Source organism: Caballeronia sp. ATUFL_F1_KS39 (assembly GCF_023630985.1).
Lineage (GTDB): Bacteria > Pseudomonadota > Gammaproteobacteria > Burkholderiales > Burkholderiaceae > Caballeronia > Caballeronia zhejiangensis.
In genome coordinates this window covers 105,132-123,543 of record NZ_JALQDZ010000025.1, presented here as the reverse complement: position 1 = coordinate 123,543, position 18,412 = coordinate 105,132, and the positions used below count along the sequence as shown (strand labels likewise).

17 protein-coding genes and 2 riboswitches are annotated in these 18,412 nt (G+C 64.0%); of the genes, 11 read left to right on the top strand and 6 right to left on the bottom strand.

Going from position 1 to position 18,412, the window contains the following annotated elements; translation table 11 throughout:
• Window positions 1–98: 98 nt before the first annotated feature.
• Window positions 99–1,142: an oxidoreductase gene (locus tag NCR93_RS13440; protein WP_175979653.1), complete on the top strand. Its 1,044-nt coding sequence runs from the start codon at window positions 99–101 to the stop codon at window positions 1,140–1,142.
• 3 nt (window positions 1,143–1,145) lie between these two features.
• Here the strand turns inward: NCR93_RS13440 and NCR93_RS13435 are convergent, their stop codons facing one another.
• Window positions 1,146–1,472: a hypothetical protein gene (locus NCR93_RS13435; RefSeq protein ID WP_008352517.1), complete on the bottom strand. Its 327-nt coding sequence runs from the start codon at window positions 1,470–1,472 to the stop codon at window positions 1,146–1,148.
• 197 nt (window positions 1,473–1,669) lie between these two features.
• Window positions 1,670–1,775, top strand: a riboswitch (glycine riboswitch).
• Between the two features lie 9 nt (window positions 1,776–1,784).
• Window positions 1,785–1,916, top strand: a riboswitch (glycine riboswitch).
• A 116-nt stretch (window positions 1,917–2,032) separates the two neighbouring features.
• On the opposite strand from NCR93_RS13435, the gene gcvT reads away from it, so the two are divergent.
• The 7 genes from gcvT to NCR93_RS13400 all read left to right on the top strand — a co-directional run bounded on the left by gcvT (window position 2,033) and on the right by NCR93_RS13400 (window position 10,614).
• Window positions 2,033–3,157 carry a glycine cleavage system aminomethyltransferase GcvT gene (gcvT, locus tag NCR93_RS13430; RefSeq protein WP_250532241.1) on the top strand — a complete coding sequence of 375 codons (1,125 nt, stop codon included), beginning with the start codon at window positions 2,033–2,035 and terminating at the stop codon, window positions 3,155–3,157.
• A gap of 62 nt (window positions 3,158–3,219) precedes the next feature.
• Window positions 3,220–3,600, top strand: coding sequence for a glycine cleavage system protein GcvH (gene gcvH, locus NCR93_RS13425; protein WP_250440302.1), 381 nt, complete (start codon window positions 3,220–3,222; stop codon window positions 3,598–3,600).
• A 62-nt stretch (window positions 3,601–3,662) separates the two neighbouring features.
• Complete coding sequence (gene gcvP, locus NCR93_RS13420; RefSeq protein ID WP_175979651.1) at window positions 3,663–6,593, top strand: aminomethyl-transferring glycine dehydrogenase; 2,931 nt, start codon at window positions 3,663–3,665, stop codon at window positions 6,591–6,593.
• 124 nt (window positions 6,594–6,717) lie between these two features.
• On the top strand, window positions 6,718–7,821 hold the full coding sequence (locus NCR93_RS13415) for an alginate lyase family protein (protein ID WP_502799852.1): 1,104 nt from the start codon (window positions 6,718–6,720) through the stop codon (window positions 7,819–7,821).
• Window positions 7,822–7,842: 21 nt separating this feature from the next.
• Window positions 7,843–9,231 (top strand): L-serine ammonia-lyase, encoded by a 1,389-nt coding sequence (locus tag NCR93_RS13410; RefSeq protein ID WP_034472306.1) that lies wholly within the window; start codon window positions 7,843–7,845, stop codon window positions 9,229–9,231.
• Between the two features lie 139 nt (window positions 9,232–9,370).
• Window positions 9,371–9,868 carry a hypothetical protein gene (locus NCR93_RS13405; protein ID WP_034472304.1) on the top strand — a complete coding sequence of 166 codons (498 nt, stop codon included), beginning with the start codon at window positions 9,371–9,373 and terminating at the stop codon, window positions 9,866–9,868.
• Complete coding sequence (locus NCR93_RS13400) at window positions 9,862–10,614, top strand: hypothetical protein (RefSeq protein ID WP_034472301.1); 753 nt, start codon at window positions 9,862–9,864, stop codon at window positions 10,612–10,614. Before NCR93_RS13405 ends, NCR93_RS13400 begins: the two co-directional genes overlap by 7 nt.
• 9 nt (window positions 10,615–10,623) lie before the next feature.
• Here the strand turns inward: NCR93_RS13400 and flhA are convergent, their stop codons facing one another.
• The 5 genes from flhA to flgA form a co-directional block, all read right to left on the bottom strand.
• The gene (gene flhA, locus NCR93_RS13395) at window positions 10,624–12,729 is read right to left on the bottom strand and encodes a flagellar biosynthesis protein FlhA (RefSeq protein WP_250478916.1); all 2,106 of its coding nucleotides are present in this window, start codon (window positions 12,727–12,729) and stop codon (window positions 10,624–10,626) included.
• On the bottom strand, window positions 12,726–13,934 hold the full coding sequence (gene flhB / locus NCR93_RS13390; RefSeq protein WP_034474481.1) for a flagellar biosynthesis protein FlhB: 1,209 nt from the start codon (window positions 13,932–13,934) through the stop codon (window positions 12,726–12,728). Before flhB ends, flhA begins: the two co-directional genes overlap by 4 nt.
• A 219-nt stretch (window positions 13,935–14,153) precedes the next feature.
• Window positions 14,154–14,588: a flagella synthesis protein FlgN gene (locus tag NCR93_RS13385; RefSeq protein WP_008352534.1), complete on the bottom strand. Its 435-nt coding sequence runs from the start codon at window positions 14,586–14,588 to the stop codon at window positions 14,154–14,156.
• Window positions 14,589–14,668: 80 nt separating this feature from the next.
• Window positions 14,669–15,010, bottom strand: coding sequence for a flagellar biosynthesis anti-sigma factor FlgM (flgM, locus tag NCR93_RS13380; protein ID WP_081851935.1), 342 nt, complete (start codon window positions 15,008–15,010; stop codon window positions 14,669–14,671).
• Window positions 15,011–15,180: 170 nt separating this feature from the next.
• Window positions 15,181–16,467, bottom strand: coding sequence for a flagellar basal body P-ring formation chaperone FlgA (gene flgA / locus NCR93_RS13375; protein ID WP_034474487.1), 1,287 nt, complete (start codon window positions 16,465–16,467; stop codon window positions 15,181–15,183).
• Between the two features lie 240 nt (window positions 16,468–16,707).
• On the opposite strand from flgA, the gene flgB reads away from it, so the two are divergent.
• Genes flgB through NCR93_RS13360 form a run of 3 tightly spaced genes read left to right on the top strand, consistent with a single transcriptional unit; the run spans window position 16,708 to window position 18,377 of the window.
• Entirely contained in the window at window positions 16,708–17,187 is a 480-nt protein-coding gene (flgB, locus tag NCR93_RS13370; RefSeq protein WP_008352539.1) for a flagellar basal body rod protein FlgB, read from the top strand.
• Between the two features lie 18 nt (window positions 17,188–17,205).
• The gene (flgC, locus tag NCR93_RS13365; RefSeq protein ID WP_008352540.1) at window positions 17,206–17,631 is read left to right on the top strand and encodes a flagellar basal body rod protein FlgC; all 426 of its coding nucleotides are present in this window, start codon (window positions 17,206–17,208) and stop codon (window positions 17,629–17,631) included.
• 23 nt (window positions 17,632–17,654) lie between these two features.
• A complete protein-coding gene (locus tag NCR93_RS13360) occupies window positions 17,655–18,377 on the top strand; it encodes a flagellar hook assembly protein FlgD (RefSeq protein WP_008352541.1) in 723 nt (240 codons plus the stop codon).
• Window positions 18,378–18,412 lie beyond the last annotated feature (35 nt).

The window sequence follows — 18,412 nt, the reverse complement described above, 5'->3', positions numbered from 1 at the left end:
GAAAGGAGAGCGCGATGTTAACACGATAGAGGCGGCGCGGTTCCGGCCCCTGTTCGTGCCACAATATCCGGTCAATTCAACGACAGGACGATGCCCGTATGGACACAGCACTCAAAGTCGGCGTAATGGGCTACGGCCTCGCCGGCGCGACGTTTCACGCGCCCGTCATCGAGCACTGCGGCCGCGCCGAAGTCACGGCCATCGCCACGTCGCAGGCCGAGCGCGCGCAGGCCGATTATCCGAACGCGCGGATCGTCGCGGATTTCGACGCGCTGCTCGCCATCGACGAACTCCAGTGCGTCGTCGTCGCGACGCCGAACGACACGCACTTCGATCTCGCGCATCGGGCGCTGTCGGCGGGCAAACACGTGGTCGTCGACAAACCGGTGACGCTTTCGTCGCGCGACGCCCGCACGCTCGCCGATCTCGCGCAGCAGAAAGGGCTCGTGTTCGCGCCGTTTCACAACCGTCGCTGGGACGGCGATTTCATGACGGTGCGCGCGCTCATCGAAAGCGGACGGCTCGGGCGCATCACGCATTACGAATCGCATTTCGACCGTTTCCGCCCGAAAGTGCCGCAGCGCTGGCGCGAGGAAGCGGAGCGCGGCGGCGGCCTGCTGTTCGATCTGGGGCCGCATCTGATCGATCAGGCGCTGACGCTCTTCGGCGCGCCGCAAACGGTGACGGCGTTCGTGAAGGCGCATCGCGACCACGCGCACGCGCCGGACTACGTGCATCTCGTGCTCGGTTACGCCGACAAGGAAGTGATCCTGCACGCGAGCGCGCTCGCGGCGCTGGAGCCGCCGCGTTTCGCGATCCACGGCACGCGCGGCAGTTACGTGAAGAACGGGCTCGATACGCAGGAAGATCAGTTGCGTTCGGGGATGCGCCCGGGCAACCCGGAGTTCGCGAAGAATCCGCCGGGCACGTTGCGCGAGGTCGATGGCGATCTCGATCTGCGTCACGAATTCGCCACGAAAGATGGCGCGTACGTCGAGTTTTATCGTGCGTTGGCGGCGGCGATTCTGGATGGCAAGCCGTTTCCGGTTTCGCCGCAGGACGCAGTCGACACGATGACGATCATCGAACTCGCGATGCAGAGCGAGCAAGAAGGGCGGCGCGTGCCCTTCGCGCGCGGCTGACGCCTAGCGGCGGCTGACGCTGCCGCACGTCGTCCGCACTTCGCCGGCGATGTCGCCGCAGTTCACGTTGCCCGACACCGTCGACACCGCGCCACCGACATCGCCGCAAGTCACGTTGCCCGATACGGTCGACACGACGCCGACCGCGCCGTGAACCGCGACCGTATCGCAGTTGTCCGCCTGAAACGCCTGAAGGTCGCCGTGCACTTCGAGCGTGATGCGCGTCGCTTCGCCGGCGCTCACGTTCTTGCCGTCGACGAGCACGCGGCCGCCGCGAACCGACACATGGTTGCCTGTATAAGTAACGCCGTTGATGGTGATCGTGGCCATGTTCGTCGAAGAGGAATCCACGCGATCCGAACAGTGTACGCGTGATTTCATTGCGAAAAAGCGCTGCTTCTGAAACAAACTACGACGGATTTGTCGATACACGCTCGCGCGTTTGCATCGGTTTCGAATCTGCGGAAAAGCGCAATCGCGCAAGTCCGAATCCGTTTGACAACCCTAATCCGGTCGCGTAAATTCTGCCGCACGCGTCGGGAGAGCGCGTGGCCTTTCATCGCAACGAGAAAGACCGCGCCGCCGAAGGGGCATACCCGCAAACTCTCAGGCAAAAGGACCGACCGCGTCGAGGAACGAGTTTCCTCGCACTCTGGAGAGCGGCAGCGGCTTCGTCATTGAGCCAGTTGCCCACCGAAGGGGCGCGCGATGGACCGCGGCACAGCCGTGCACGGTTCGCGCAATCTCTCAGGTACCGAGGACAGAGGGGTCACGCATCGCAACCGCTCGCGGCATGGGCCTTGCGCGCTGCTTCCCGCAGCACGAAAGGCGCATCCGGCAGGCGAATAGTGCGCTGCGTGGCCTTTTTTGTATCGCGAACCGAGGCCCCGATGACTTCTCTTCAACACACGCCGCTGCACGCCGCTCACCTCGCGCTCAACGCGCGCATGGTCGATTTCGGCGGCTGGGACATGCCCGTCAACTACGGTTCGCAGATCGACGAGCACCGCGCGGTGCGTACCGACGCCGGCATGTTCGACGTCTCGCACATGCGCGTCGTCGATTTCGAAGGCGAGGCCGTCCGCGAATTCTTCAAGTACGCGATCGCCAATAACGTCGACAAGCTGACGACGCCCGGAAAAGCGCTCTATTCCTGCCTGCTCGACGGCGACGGCGGCGTCATCGACGATCTGATCGTCTACTACTTCTCCGAAACGAGTTTTCGCGTCGTCGTGAATGCGGGCACGGCGGAGAAGGACATCGCCTGGTTCGGTCAATTGAATGCCGAAGGCGAATTCAACCTTTCCATCACGCCGCGTCGCGACCTCGCGATCATCGCCGTGCAAGGTCCGAACGCGCGCGAAAAAGCCTGGCAAGTGCTGCCGGACACGCGCGCGCAGACGCAGGACACCAAGCCGTTCAACGCGGTCGTTTTCCCGTCGACGCAATTCGGCGAACTGATGCTCGCGCGCACCGGCTACACCGGCGAGGACGGTTTCGAGATCGTCGTGCCAGCGACGCATGTGGAAGCGCTCTGGAACGCTTTGCGCGACGCAGGCGTGAAGCCCGCCGGCCTCGGCGCGCGCGACACGCTGCGCCTCGAAGCCGGCATGAACCTCTACGGCCAGGACATGGACGAGAACGTCTCGCCCCTCGACGCCGGCCTCGCGTGGACCGTCGATCTGAAGACGCCGCGCGATTTCGTCGGCCGCAGCGCGCTCGAAGCGCACGGCTCGAAGGCGAACTTCGTCGGGCTCGTGCTCATCAAGGAAAACGGCAAGGCGGGCGGCGTGCTGCGCGCGCATCAGAAAGTCGTCACGGAACGCGGCGACGGCGAAATCACGAGCGGCACGTTTTCGCCGTCGATGCAGGAGTCGATCGCGTTCGCGCGCGTGCCCACGGGTGTTGCCGTCGGCGACACGGTGCAGGTCGTCATCCGCGACAAGCAACTGCCGGCGCGCGTGGTAAAACTTCCGTTCGTGCGCAACGGCAAGGTTCTGGTTGAGCTTTCCTGAAGCCGTCGCGCCCGTTTCCTCCGATCAAGAACCTCACGAAAGAACCACGCAAGGAGCATCCAATGAGCATCCCGGCCGATCTGAAATACACCGAATCGCACGAATGGGTCCGCACCGAATCCGATGGCACGCTGACCGTCGGCATCACCGATCACGCGCAGGAAGCGCTCGGTGACATCGTGTTCGTCGAACTGCCCGCGGCGGGCAAGGCCGTTGCGGCGGGCGACGCGATCGCGGTGATCGAATCGGTGAAGGCCGCTTCCGATATTTACGCGCCGGTGTCGGGCGAGATCGTCGCATCGAACGACGCGCTGACCTCGGCGCCCGATCAGGTCAACGGCGCGCCGTACGAAAGCTGGCTCTTCAAGATCAAGCCGGCCGGCGACGCCACGCTCGACAAGCTGCTCGACGCCGAAGGCTACGGCAAGTCGATCGGCGAATAACCCATCTCAATGACGATGGCGGCTCGCGCAGACCAAGAGCGAGCCGCGTCGCAGGAATTCACATGAAGCTCGAACACCCGGATCGCCTGATGAACCGCACATCCCTGTCACTCGCCGCGCTCGAATGCCACGACGCATTCGCCGAGCGGCACATCGGCCCCGATGATGCCGACCAGCGCGCGATGCTCGACGCGCTCGGTTTCGCGTCGCGCGCGGCGTTCATCGACGCGGTGATTCCTGAATCGATCCGCCGCAAGGACACGCTGCCGCTCGGCGCGTTCACGCAGCCGAAAAGCGAGGCGGAAGCGCTCGCGTATCTGCGCAAGCTGGCGGACGAGAATCTGGTGTTCCGGACTTACATCGGCCAGGGTTACTACGGCACGCACACGCCGGCGGTGATCCTGCGCAACGTGCTCGAAAATCCGGCGTGGTACACGGCATACACGCCCTATCAGCCGGAAATTTCGCAAGGGCGCCTCGAAGCGCTGCTCAATTTCCAGCAGATGGTCATGGACCTGACTGGCCTCGCGATGGCCAACGCCTCGCTGCTCGACGAATCCACCGCCGCCGCCGAAGCGATGACGCTGCTGCAACGCATCGGCAAGCCGAAGTCGAACGTGTTCTACGTTGCCGACGACGTGCTGCCGCAGACGATCGAAGTCGTGAAGACGCGCGCGAAGCCGGCGGGCATCGACGTGAAAGTCGGTCCCGCCGCCGATGCCGCCAGCGCGAATGCATTCGGCGTGCTGCTGCAATATCCGGGCGCGAACGGCGATGTGCGCGACTATCGCGCGCTCGCCGAAGCGATCCACGCGGCGGGCGGCCATGTCGTCGCCGCGGCGGATCTGCTCGCGCTGACGCTCATCACGCCGCCGGGCGAATGGGGCGCGGATGTCGCGATCGGCAATACGCAGCGTTTCGGCGTGCCGGTCGGCTTCGGCGGGCCGCACGCGGCATACATGGCCGTGCGCGATGAATTCAAGCGCCAGATGCCGGGCCGTCTCGTTGGCGTGACCGTCGATGCGCAGGGCAATCCGGCGCTGCGTCTCGCGCTCCAGACGCGCGAGCAGCACATCCGTCGCGAGAAGGCGACGTCGAATGTCTGCACGGCGCAGGCGCTGCTCGCGATCATGGCGAGCATGTACGCGGTCTATCACGGCCCGCGCGGTCTCAAGACGATCGCGCTGCGCGTGAATCGCGTGGCGTCGATCTTTGCGGCGGGCGTAAAGAAGCTCGGCTACACGATCGCGAACGACACGTTCTTCGATACCGTCACGATCGAAAGCGGCGCGAGCACGACCGCGCTGCATCAGGCCGCGTACGCCGCGCACATCAATCTGCGTCATGTGAGCGCGAGCCAGGTCGGCGTTTCGCTCGATGAAACCACCACGCGCGACGACTTGCAGAAGCTCTTCGCGCTCTTTGCGGAAGTCGCGGGCAAGACCGAAACGTTCGATATCGACGCGCTCGATCAATCGGTGACGGATTCGCTGCCGCAGGCACTGCATCGCACGAGCGAGTATCTGACGCATCCGGTTTTCAATCGCCACCACTCCGAGCACGAAATGCTGCGCTATCTGCGCAGTCTCGCGGATAAAGACCTCGCGCTCGACCGCACGATGATCCCGCTCGGTTCCTGCACGATGAAGCTCAACGCGACCTCGGAAATGCTGCCGGTCACGTGGCCCGAGTTCGCGGCGATTCATCCGTTCGCGCCCGCCGAGCAGACGGTCGGCTATCGGACGATGATCGATCAGCTCGAACAGATGCTCGTCGCGTGCACGGGTTACGCGGCGGTGTCGTTGCAGCCGAACGCCGGTTCGCAAGGCGAGTACGCGGGCTTGCTCATCATTCACGCGTATCACGAGTCGCGCGGCGAAGGGCATCGCAACGTGTGTCTGATTCCGGCGTCCGCGCACGGCACGAATCCGGCGTCGGCGCAGATGGCGGGCATGCAGGTCGTCGTCGTCGCGTGCGATGCGAACGGCAACGTCGATATCGACGATCTGAAGGCGAAGGCCGAAAAGCATTCGGCGAATCTCGCGGCGATCATGATCACGTATCCGTCGACGCACGGCGTGTTCGAGCGCAACGTCCGCGAAATCTGCGACATCGTGCACGCGCACGGCGGCCAGGTGTATGTCGACGGCGCGAACATGAACGCGATGGTCGGTCTCTGCGCGCCCGGCCAGTTCGGCGGCGACGTATCGCACTTGAATCTGCACAAGACGTTCTGCATTCCGCACGGCGGCGGCGGACCGGGCGTCGGTCCGGTCGCGGTCGGCGCGCATCTGGCGAAGTTCCTGCCGAATCAGACGTCCACTGGCTACAAGCGCGATGAAGCAGGCATCGGCGCGGTGTCGTCGGCGCCGTACGGCTCGGCCGCGATTCTGCCGATCTCGTGGATGTACATCGCGATGATGGGCGCGAGCGGCCTCACCGCCGCCACCGAAAGCGCGATTCTCGCGGCGAACTATGTCGCGAAGCGTCTCGCGCCGCACTATCCGGTGCTGTACAGCGGCGCGGGCGGACTGGTCGCGCACGAATGCATTCTCGATGTGCGTCCGATCAAGGAATCGAGCGGCATCTCGGTGGAAGACGTCGCGAAGCGCCTGATCGACTACGGCTTCCACGCGCCGACGATGAGCTTCCCGGTTCCGGGCACGCTGATGGTCGAGCCGACGGAATCGGAATCGAAGGAGGAACTCGACCGCTTCATCGACGCGATGATCGCGATCCGCGAGGAAATCCGCGCGGTCGAAGAAGGCCGCGCCGATCGCGAGGACAACGTGCTGAAGAACGCGCCGCACACGGCGGCGGTCGTCGCATCGGATGCGTGGGAGCACAAGTACACGCGCGAAGCGGCCTCGTATCCGCTGAAGTCGCTGATCGCGCGCAAGTACTGGTCGCCGGTCGGCCGTGCGGACAACGCTTATGGCGACCGCAATCTGATGTGCTCGTGCGTGCCGGTATCGGAATACGCGGACGAGTAAGGCTACGCGCACGAACCTGAGAGAGCGCCGCCCGAAAGCGTAAAGCTTCGTCGGGCGGTTTTGCGGCGCGTTCCAGAACGGCTAACATCTCACCCCGGACCAAAAGCCAAAACAGGGAGTTCACATGGCGCTCAAGGTGCGAGAGGTGAAAGGGACGACCCGCGCGTGCGCGGCGCTGGCGATGCTCGGGGTGATGTTGCTTGCCGCATCGTCCGCGCACGCCGCGATGAATTTCTGCGCCGCGCCCGCGATGCAGACGAGCGAGCGCACCAACGCCGATCCCGGTGTGAAGGCCCTCGTGAAAATGGTGCAGTCGCGCGTGAACGATCAGCCGAAGCCGCGCGCGAAGCTGCATACGGAAGGCACGCTGCCGCACGAAGGCATCTACGACGAAAGCGTCGAAGCGGAAAAAGACCTCGGCCTGATGCGCGACGCCGCGCTCGCGTGGCGCGCGACCGGCGACGAACGTTACCTGCGTCTCGTCGACCGCTTCCTGTTCGCGTGGACGACCACGTATCAGCCGAGCTTCAATCCGATCGACGAAACGAATTTCGAATCGCTGATTCTCGCGTACGACCTCACGGCGAGCGCGCTGCCGGTCAAGACGCGCAACGCGGCGAACGCGTTCATCACGAAGATGGTGAGCGGTTATATCGACGATATGGACAAGCAGCCGCGCCCGCTGACCGGCAGCTATCGCAACAACTGGCAGAGCCATCGCGTGAAGCTGGTGGCGATGGGCGCGTTCACCATCGACGACCGCAAGCTCATCAACGCGGCGCAGCGGCTTTTTATCGAACATATCGGCGACAACATCGCGCCGGACGGATCCACGGTCGATTTCGCCGAACGCGATGCGCTGCGCTACGTCACCCACGATCTTCAGCCGCTCGTGACGGCGGCGCTCGCCGCGCGCAGGCACAACCGCAACTGGCTGCCGGAGCGCGCGCAGTCGGGTGCGACACTGGCCGTGGCGCTCAACTGGCTCACGCCGTATGCGCTCGGCACGAAGACGCACGACGAATTCGTGAAGTCGTCCGTGCCTTTCGACGCCAAGCGGCGCGAAGCAGGATTGCCGGGTTACTCGGGTCAGTGGGATCCGAGGAACGCGGCGGAACTCTTTCATCTCGCGGCGCGTCTCGACGGCCGCTACGCGCCGGTGGCGCTGCGGCTCGCGCCCGCGCCGCCCGCGTGGCTCGCGGTGTGTCTGCCGCTGCCGGCGCGTTAATTCTTTCAGTCAGGTGATGTCATGGCAGTCAGCGTATTCGACCTCTTCAAGATCGGCATCGGACCTTCGAGCTCGCACACCGTCGGACCGATGCGCGCCGCGTTGATGTTCGCGCAGGGGCTCGAGCGCGACGAACTGCTGGAGTCGACGGCATCGGTGAAATGCGAGCTGTACGGCTCCCTCGGCGCGACGGGCAAGGGCCACGGCACCGATCGCGGCGTGATGCTCGGCCTGATGGGCGACGCGCCCGATACCGTCGATGCTTCGAGCATCGTGCCGCGCCTGGAGCAAGTGCGAACATCGAAAACGCTCGCGCTGCTCGGCGCGCGCCAGATTCCGTTCACGATCAAGGAGAACATCGCGTTCTACCGGCAGGCGCTGCCGGAGCATCCGAACGGCATGAAGCTCTACGCGTTCGATGCGAACGGCGCGTTGCTGCGCGAGGCGACGTATCTGTCTGTTGGCGGCGGATTCGTCGTGACGGCGGGCGCGGCGAATACGGCGGTGCTGACGGCGCACGAGCAGTTGCCGTATCCGTTCCAGACCGGCGACGAGCTGATGAAGATGTGCGCGGACTCGGGCAAATCGATCGCGCAACTGATGTGGGAAAACGAGCGCGTGTGGCGTTCGGAAGACGAGATTCGCAGCGGGCTGCTGCGCATCTGGGACGTGATGCAGGATTGCGTCGCGCGCGGGTGCGGCATCGGCAATCCGGAAGCGGAAGGGCATCTGCCGGGGCCGTTTCAGGTGAAGCGGCGCGCGCCGCAGCTTTATCGCGCGCTGGCTGAAAAGCCCGAGCAGGCGTTGCGCGATCCGTTGTCGATGATCGACTGGATCAATCTCTACGCGATTGCCGTGAACGAGGAGAACGCGATCGGCGGACGCGTCGTGACGGCGCCGACCAACGGCGCGGCGGGCATCATTCCGGCGGTGTTGCATTACTACGATCGCTTCGTGCCGGGATCGAATACGCAAGGCGTGATCGATTTTTTGCTGACGGCTGCGGCCATCGGCATTCTGTACAAGATGAATGCGTCGATTTCCGGCGCGGAAGTCGGATGTCAGGGCGAAGTCGGCGTCGCGTGTTCGATGGCGGCGGGCGCGCTGGCCGCGGTGCTCGGCGGCACGCCGGCGCAAGTCGAGAATGCGGCGGAAATCGGCATGGAGCATAACCTCGGGCTGACGTGCGATCCGGTCGGCGGAATGGTGCAGATTCCGTGCATCGAGCGTAACGCGATGGGTTCGGTCAAGGCGGTCAACGCGGCGCGCATGGCGATGCGCGGGGACGGATCGCACTACGTTTCGCTCGATTCGGTAATCAAGACCATGAGGGAGACGGGCGCGGATATGAAGACCAAATATAAAGAGACTTCGCGCGGCGGATTGGCGGTGAATATCGTGGAGTGTTGAGCGCTAGGGGTTGCCTGCGGACAAGCCGCTTTATCGATGACTGAAACATTCGTTGTACGAGATAATTTGCGGTGCGGACGCGGTTAGCATCAGCGGAATCCAAGACAGATTTTGCCGATTGCAGACCGAGAGAGCAGCATTGGAATCCGATCAATTGCTTGCCCACAAGCAGGCGTTCAAGACGCTGACTGCGTCGCCCAAGTTCAGGCAGATGAACAAGAGCAAGTGGCCGAAGCCATTCAGCAGAATGGCGCGTCCGCGTGTCCAGGCCACCGATCTGATTCCCGTTTCGGATGCGCACTGCGTGCTGTTCATGTGGCGCGATGGCGAAGAGCTAATGGATCGATCGTTCTACGGACACCTGCTCTGGACTTTGCCTCAAGGCGATTTGTATCCGCTGTTGGAGTTTCACTATCATCCGAGCCATAGAGGCGTGCATTGCAAGATGCCCTCCGAAACGACCATCGATTATCGGAATCGCTTGCTGCCGGGCGCGCCGGAGCTTAACCTCAAGTCATCTCGAATTTTCGATCCGCGCGTCACAGATGATCGCTCGGCGCTCATCGTCCTATTTTGCCGAGCGACAGGCATCACGATCTCTAACGAGCAAAACGGTCAAGGCGATTTATTGTGTTAGCCGAATTCCTGAAGCGAACGGTATGCGCGCTCTTCGAAGTTCACGAAGATCCGCGTCAGGTGTTTCGCATCGTCACTCCGCTCGAGTATCCGGGCACCGGAGATCGCGTGGTGGTTCGAGTGCGCGTTCGCGATGGCGCGTTTTCGATCGACGAGAACGGTGAGGCTTGCCTTTGCGCAAGCATGATCGGCGGGGACGTCGAGTCCGGCGCCGTCGAGCAGTGGTCGCAGAGCCTTTTGCAGTACAGTCCGGCGCGTCTTTGCAACGACGAAGTCATTCGCGCCACGACAATGGACGAGCGGCTGGTGGTCCCCTACGTGTTTCGCGTGGCCGAGGCGGCGCAGCAGCTTTACGGTGTGGCGACGTCGCGCGTCGAACGCCGATCGGGAAGTGATTTCAAGGGACGCTTGTCACGCACGATTGCCGACATAGCCCAAGAATTCGACTTGAAGCACTATGCCGAGGTCGAACTGCCCATCTCAGGGAAATTCATCGCGGACCACGTGATCGAGACGCCGACGCCGTCGATCGTCATTGCAGCCATGAGCGACACGCGACTCCTGGAAGGGGAATTGATTCACATGCAGTATCGCGAGGCAAAGAAGTCAGGGCACATACTGGCGATCGCCGAGAGTCAGTTGGCCGTCGGCAAGGCACAGTTCGAACGCGCCAACTACTACACCTGGAAGACCGTCGTCTTCGATGCGCGAAACCTTCGAAGTCTGATCGGTTCGGTCCTTCATTGAAGCGGAACATCACGCCCCAATCAAATTCACCACCTTCACATTCCTCGTATCCGGCACTTCGGCATACGAGATCACCTTCAACTGCGGCAAGCTCCGGCGCAGGAACCGCGCCAGCATCGCGCGCAGCGAATGCTGCACGAGCAGCACCGGCGGCAAGCCCAGGTTCTGCTGACGCATGATCGCGTTTTGCGTCGAGTTCATCAGCGTCTGCGCGAGTCCCGGTTCCAGTCCCGGATTCGGACCCGTCGACAATGCCTGCGACAGCACGCGCTCCAGCGTCGGATCGAGGCCCATCACCTGCAGATCGTCGTTGCCCGGATACCACTGCTGCGTGATCGCGCGGCCCAGCGCGAGACGTACCGCCGCCGTGAGATCGTGTGCATCCGAAACACGCGGCGCGTGTTCCTGCAACGCGTCGAGAATCGTACGCATGTCGCGGATCGGCACGCTTTCGTCCAGCAGGTTCTGCAACACCTTCTGCAGCGTCGTAAGCGAAATGACCTTCGGCACGAGATCTTCCGTCAGCGAAGGCGTGTCCTTGCCGATGCGCTCCAGCAGCGCCTGCACTTCCTGACGGCCGAGCAATTCGGCAGCATGCGTCACGACGAGGTGATTCAAATGCGTCGCGACCACCGTGCTCGCATCGACGACCGTGTAGCCGTAGACCTGAGCCTGTTCGCGCAGATTCGTATCGATCCACACCGCCGGCAGACCGAACGCCGGATCCTGCGTCTGCGCGCCCGGCAGCGCGGCCGAGACCTGTCCCGGATTGATCGCGAGCCACTGACCCGGAAACGCTTCGCCGACGCCCACTTCCACGCCCTTCAGCGCAATGCGATAACCGTTCGGCCGCAGTTCGAGATTGTCGCGAATATGGATGACCGGCGGCAAAAAGCCGATTTCCTGCGCGAATTTCTTGCGGATGCCCTTGATCCGCTTGAGCAATTCGCCGTCGCTGTTGCGATCGACGAGCGGAATCAGGCGATAACCCACCTCGAGCCCGAGCGGATCGATGAGCGACACGTCCTCCCAACTGGCCTCGGCATTTTCGGCGGAAGCCGCAGCCGCGCTCGCCTGGAGCGGCGTGACATCGGTGACGGCGCTTTTCTTCTTCGCTTCGGCGCGCTTGTTCATCGTGCGCGCGGCGTAGATGAGGCCGCCGCCGAGCAGCATGAACGCGAAGTGCGGCATGCCCGGAATCAGGCCCATCACGCCGATGATCACGCCTGTAATCATCAAGACGCGCGGGTTCTGGAACAACTGGCCGGTCAGCTGCGTGCCGATGTCTTCCTCGGTCGCGACGCGCGACACGATCACGCCCGCCGCCGTCGAGATGATGAGCGACGGAATCTGCGCGACGAGGCCGTCGCCGATCGTGAGCAGCGTGTAGTTGGTCGCCGCGTGCCCGAAGTCCATGTCGTGCTGGAGCATGCCGACGATCAGCCCGCCCACCACGTTGATGACCATGATGAGCAAGCCCGCGATCGCGTCGCCGCGCACGAACTTCGACGCACCGTCCATCGAACCGTAGAACTCGGCTTCCTGCGCGACCGCCTGACGGCGCTTCTTCGCCGTTTCCTCGTTGATGAGACCGGCGTTCAGATCGGCGTCGATGGCCATCTGCTTGCCGGGCATCGCATCGAGCGTGAAGCGCGCGCCGACTTCGGCGATACGTCCCGCGCCCTTCGTGATCACCATGAAGTTGATGATCATCAGAATCACGAACACGACGATACCGACCGCGAAATTCCCGCCGACGAGAAAGTGCCCGAACGATTCGATCACCTGACCGGCCGCGTCCGGGCCGGTGTGACCCTCGAGCAGCACGATACGCGTCGACGCGACGTTCAGCGACAGGCGCAGCAGCGTCGAGAACAGCAGCACGCTCGGGAACGCCGCGAAATCGAGCGGCTTTTGCGTGTACATGCTGACGAGCAGCACCATCACCGACAGCGCGATGTTGAAGGTGAACAACAGATCCAGCAGGAACGCCGGCAAGGGCAGAATCATCATGCCCAAGATCATGCAGATCAGGATCGGGCCGGCTAAGGCGCGAAGGTTCTGCGCGCCCAGCGCGTCGGGCCGTTTGGCGAAAAATCCAGCGCGCGCGTTCATGCTGCGGCTCCATTGTCAGTGTTGTCGCCAGCCAGGGCTTCGGCAGCTTCCTGATCGGCGTCGGCGTCGGAAACGCCGCCTTTGTCCAGGTCCTTCGGCACCTCGAGATCGGACGGTTCGTCCGGCTTGATGCCGCCATCTTCCTTGTAGCGCTTGAGCTGGTAGACCCACGCCAGCACTTGCGCGACCGCGCCGTACAACGCGCCCGGAATCTCGCGGTTGATCTCGACGTTGTGATACAGCGCACGCGCGAGCGGCGGCGCTTCGAGCAGCGGCACGTTGTGCTCGCGGCCCAGTTCGCGGATGCGCGCCGCGACCAGATTCACGCCCTTCGCGACCACCTTCGGCGCGCGCATCTCGCCGTCGGCGTACTTCAGCGCGACGGCGAAGTGCGTCGGGTTCGTGACGATGACATCGGCGGTCGGAATCGCCTGCATCATCCGGCGACGCGCGGCCGCGCGCTGCTGCTGGCGGATCTTGCCCTTGATGTGCGGATCGCCTTCGTTTTCCTTGTGCTCGCGCTTCACTTCTTCCTTGCTCATGCGCAGCTTCTTCGCGTGCGAGTAAAGCTGATACGGCACGTCGACGGCCGCGACGAGAAACAGTCCGCCGATCGCCATCGCGCAGCACACGAAGATCATGTGCATCGCGTCGGCGAGCGCGAGATCGAGCGGCTTCGTCAAAAGGCCGAGCACTTCGGCCTTGCGGCTCCACATCGCCCAGCCCGCCATGCCGCCGACCACCGCCGTCTTCAAGAGCGACATGCCGAGCTGCACCGGGCCTTGCATCGAGAAAATCTTGCCGAGACCGCTGATCGGATTCAGACGCCCGAAGTTCGGCGCGAGCGGTTTCGTCGTGATGAGCCAGCCGCCGAGAGCCATCGGCGCGACGAGCGCGGCGAATCCGGTCAGCAGCAGCACGGGCAAAACGGCGAAGAGACCTTCCCGGCCCGCGTTCGCCGCGCCGATCATCATCTGGTGCGTGTCCAGCACCGTCGCGTGATCGAACGTGAACGCGCCGCGAAGAATCGTCTGCAAATGCTGGTTGATCGGCCCCGACAACGCCCACACGCCGAAAAAACCCGCCGCCAGCAGCGCGAACGACGCGAGCTCGCGCGAACGCGCAACCTGACCGTCCTCCCGCGCCTTTTCCAGGCGCTTGGGAGTCGCTGATTCGGTTTTTTCGAGATCGCTTTCTTCTGCCACCGGGCCTTACTCCATCGCTTCCATCGGTTTCACATGCGAGCGGCACGAAGCCGCTTTTTGATGAAAGCGATTATTGCGGAAGGCGTCGAGCAGCCATCGGCGGATAAAGCCGGGGAAAAGGGGGTTATTCGGCCGATGAAAGCGCGGGAAACAAAAGCGGCGCGCGCCTCGCGAGAAGCGCGCGCCGTTCGAGAGGCGAGAAACGGCAATGACAGGCGATCAGGCGCCGGGCACGCGGCCGTCCGGACCGTAGAAGCCGCCCTTCGACGGAGCGACCTGCAACGCGGCGAGCGCCTTGCGGTTGTATTCCATGCGGGTGCGGATCAGCACGCCGTTGTTGTTGTTGCCCTGTTTCGCGCGGCGGGCCGCGGCGGTGAGCAGCGCCCATTGCTCGGCGATCTTGCTGTCGCCCGCAGCGGCCGCTTCCATGCCGACGAAGCCGCCGGGAAAACCGAGCGCGTTCAATTGTTCGTCGCGCGCCTTTTCGAGAGCGGAGATGCGTTCGGTGAGCGCGGTCTTGTTCTCGATGATCGTCGGCAGCGCCGGAAGCGGCTGCGCGGCGATCAGCGCTTTTTCCTCGACCTCGAGGAGGGATTCGAAGGCCAGAACAGCGGCGACTTCTTCGGTGACAGTGGCAAGCAGGGCGTCTCTCATTGCATCGCTCGAAAAGCGGTTTGAAAAGCCGCCCGGTGTCGCCAACGCTCGCCGTCACGCGCAAGGCGCTACGGAAGCGTTCAGCCGCCGGTCGGCGGGGTTCTCGTTTGCAGCAGGTCGCGAGCGGTGCTCAAAATGCCGTCGGCGATCTTGCTGGTGTCCATCTTCAGGCTGCCGTCGCGGATTGCGGCCTTGATCGACTCGACTTTCGCCGTGTCGATGTCCGAGCCGCTCGATGCGCGCAAGTCGCTCGAAACCGACGACAGACTCACCGTCGAATTCTTCGCCGGGCTCGCGCCCGCTTGCGATTGCTGCACGGTGCCCGCGGCACCTTTCGCGTCGTTTTGCGACGCGCGCGGCAGATTGTCTTGAAGGCCAGCCAGATTGGTGTTGCTATTCGATTCGATCTTCACGATTTCCATTCCCGAACGTGTTGAGTCCTTTAACGGCGACGGGTCTTGAAAACTTTACCCTGACGCCGGACTGCCAACTGCCGTTCGCTCTGCCTATCGCGCTCTGAGCCTTATTTGGCGGGCATCGAGCGCATTTGCAACAAAATGAAACAAGTGTGGGGGACCGAACACATCCCGTTTTACAGGGCCACTTCCACCGTCTGACTGTCCTTCACGATGCCGGTGATGATCTGGCCACCGGCGGTTTTGACGCGTACTTGCTGGCCGGGCGCCGCGTTGTTCATCACGGTGCCGTCGGCGGAAATCGAGAATCCGGAGCCGCCGGCGACGACGTGCACGGTCTGGCCGATCGACACCGACGTCGACGCGCGCAGCATGTCGGTGCGCAGCGGCAGGCCGGCCGGCACGCGCGACAGTGCGACTGCGCCGACGGCCTGAGCCGGATCGGTGACGATGGCCTGCGGCATCACGGTGAGATCGCCGTCGCGGGCGACGAGATCGGCGTTGTTCAGCACTTCGCCCGGCGCGATTGCGCGCGCGGCGGTGTAGTAAGTGGCGTTGATCGATACGCGCGCCTGCACGTAAAGCGTCCACGGACGCTCGCCGACGCAGCGCACGCCGACCGTCAGTCGACCCCAGAGGCGCGCGCCCGTCGGCATGAACGGATCGAGCGCCGAGCACGCCGCGAGACCGCGCGGAAAGACCGGCGTCACGGTGATGTCGACCTTGCCCGGCAAGCCGGCGGCCTGCTGCTGAAGAAAGTTGAGCGCGGTGAGGCGGATCGATTCGCCGTCTTGCATGGTGGCGGCTGCCGCTGCGGCCGGCGTTGCTGCTGCCGCCGACGGATTGAAGCTCACGCGCTTCATCGGCGAAGCGGTGGCGGCGACGGGCGTCGCGGGGCTGGCCGCGACGGGCTTGACGCTCGCGCCGCGGACGACGCCATCGTCGCGCGTCACGACGACGGGCATCACCTCGCGCGAAGCGGATGCGGCCGGCGCTTTCTGAAGCGCAGGCGCCGCAACCGCAACCGCGCGCGCAGGCTTCGCTTCGCCCGGTCCGGGAATCACGATCATGCCGCTCGCGTCGTTCATCGCGCTGTTCATCGAATCGTCGGCGGCGTCGGCGCGGGCGTCGAGTTCGAGCGCGGCGTTGCGCATCGCGGCGTCGGCGGCTTTGGTCGCGGCGCGATAGCCGCTCGGGCCCGGACGCGTTGTTTCAGGCGCGGGCGCCGCGGCAACGGGCGTCGCGGCGCGTGCCGTCAGCTTTTGGGCCATGTCGGCGGCGGCGGCCGGATTGGTTTCGGCGTTGCCCGGAATGACGATCGGGCCGTCGGCCTGCTGCGCCTGTGCGAGCGCAGCCACGCCCATCCATAGAGACACGCCGGCCAGACCGCGCAGCGTGCGGCGCGCGAACGTCGCTGCGGCGCGAGCCGTAGGGTTCGATGCACGTTTCGCGGACCTGCTCATCGACTTTCTCCGTACCTGATCCGATCGGGCCGCAAACGATGCGGCGACTGCATTGATCCGTTTGCGGCGGGAAAAAGACCCGCAATCGGCAACGAGACGAATTCTAGATATCGGCCGGATAACGCAAGCGTCGAATAGAGGCCCCGTTTCCCGGTTATTCGTCGGATTAGTTATTGCGCGCCGCTCCTAAGATGCGTGTCATGCAAAAAGGCCCCGGCGCTGCCGACAGGAGAAACCGCAATGCTTGACAGACTCGACAAGGAATTCGCATTTGGCCGCGAGGCGCTCGACGTGCGCGCGTATCGGCAGGAATTGCTGTCGTCGAATATCGCCAACGCCGACACCCCCGGCTACAAGGCGCGCGACGTCGACTTTTCGAGCGCGCTCGCGGGCGCGCTCAAGCAGGGCGGCAGCGCATCGAACGGCTCGACGCTGAAGATGGCGCAACCCGTCCGCGTCAGCACGAGCGGCGGCATGGCGACGACGGCCAAGGGCCACATGAGCGGCACGTCGACGCTGTCCGCGTCGGGCGGCCCGAGCGACGACTACGGCAAGCTCGCCTATCGCGTGCCGAGCCAGCCGTCGCTCGACGGCAACACGGTCGATCTCGACTCGGAACGCGTGCAGTTCGCGGACAACGCGCTGCACTTCGAGGCGGGCATGACGGTGCTGTCGTCGCAAATCAAATCGATGTTGTCGGCGATTACGTCGAACAGTTGAGCGCAGTAGGAGAAACACATGCCTTCCTTGATGAACATCTTCAACGTCGCCGGCTCGGCGATGTCAGCCCAGGCGCAGCGCCTGAACGTCACCGCGTCCAACCTCGCGAACGCGGACAGCACGACCGGCCCCGACGGCAAGCCGTACAAGGCCAAGCAGGTCGTGTTCGCGGTCGATCCGCTCGGCGGCGCGAAGACCGCGTCGGGCCAGCAGGTCGGCGGCGTGCAGGTGACGGGCGTCGTCGACGATCCGAGCCCGATGAAGACCAGCTACGACCCGAGCAACCCGGCGGCGAACGCGGACGGCTATGTGACGCTGCCCAACGTCGATCCGGTGCAGGAGATGGTCAACATGATTTCCGCGTCGCGTTCCTATCAGGCGAACGTCGAGACGCTCAACACCGCCAAGCAACTGATGCTCAAGACCCTGACCATCGGAACCTGATAGAGACACTCAAGGAACACAACGTGACGACCAGCACAACCATCGGCAGCAACGGCACCACGGTGTCGCAGACGCTGCTCGACACCATGAACGGCGCATCGTCGAGCTCGTCGACGTCGTCGACCTCGGCGACCGGCGCGCAATCGGCGTCGGATCTGCAGAACACATTCCTGACGCTGCTCGTGACGCAGCTCAAGAACCAGGATCCGACGAATCCCGCCGACAGCTCGCAGATGACCTCGCAGCTCGCGCAGATCAACACGGTGACGGGCATCGGCCAGCTGAACACGTCGCTGTCCTCGCTCGCGACTCAGCTTTCCGCCGGCCAGCAGACGCAGGCGGCGCTGCTCATCGGCTCGAACGTGCTCGCCGCAGGCAACAACATGACGGTGTCGAGCGGCAAGTCGTCGAGCTTCGGCGTGCAACTGGCCAACGACGTGAGCGACCTGCAGATCGTCGTGAAGAACTCGTCGGGCCAGATCGTCAACACGCTCGACCTCGGCGCGCAAGGCGCGGGCGTCGTGCCGGTGACGGGCTGGACGCCGGTCGATTCGAAGGGCGCCACGCTCGCCGACGGCACGTACACGATCACCGCGCAAGGCACGATCAACGGCCAGCAGGCGACCGCGACGACGCTGTCGGCTTCGCAAGTGCAAAGCGTCGTGCAGATGTCCGGCGGTGCGCCGGGCCTCAAGCTGTCGAACGGCTCCACGGTCGCGCTGTCGGGCGTCGCGTCGATCCTCTAAATCCAATTTCAGGACGGGCGCGGGCTCGTTACGGA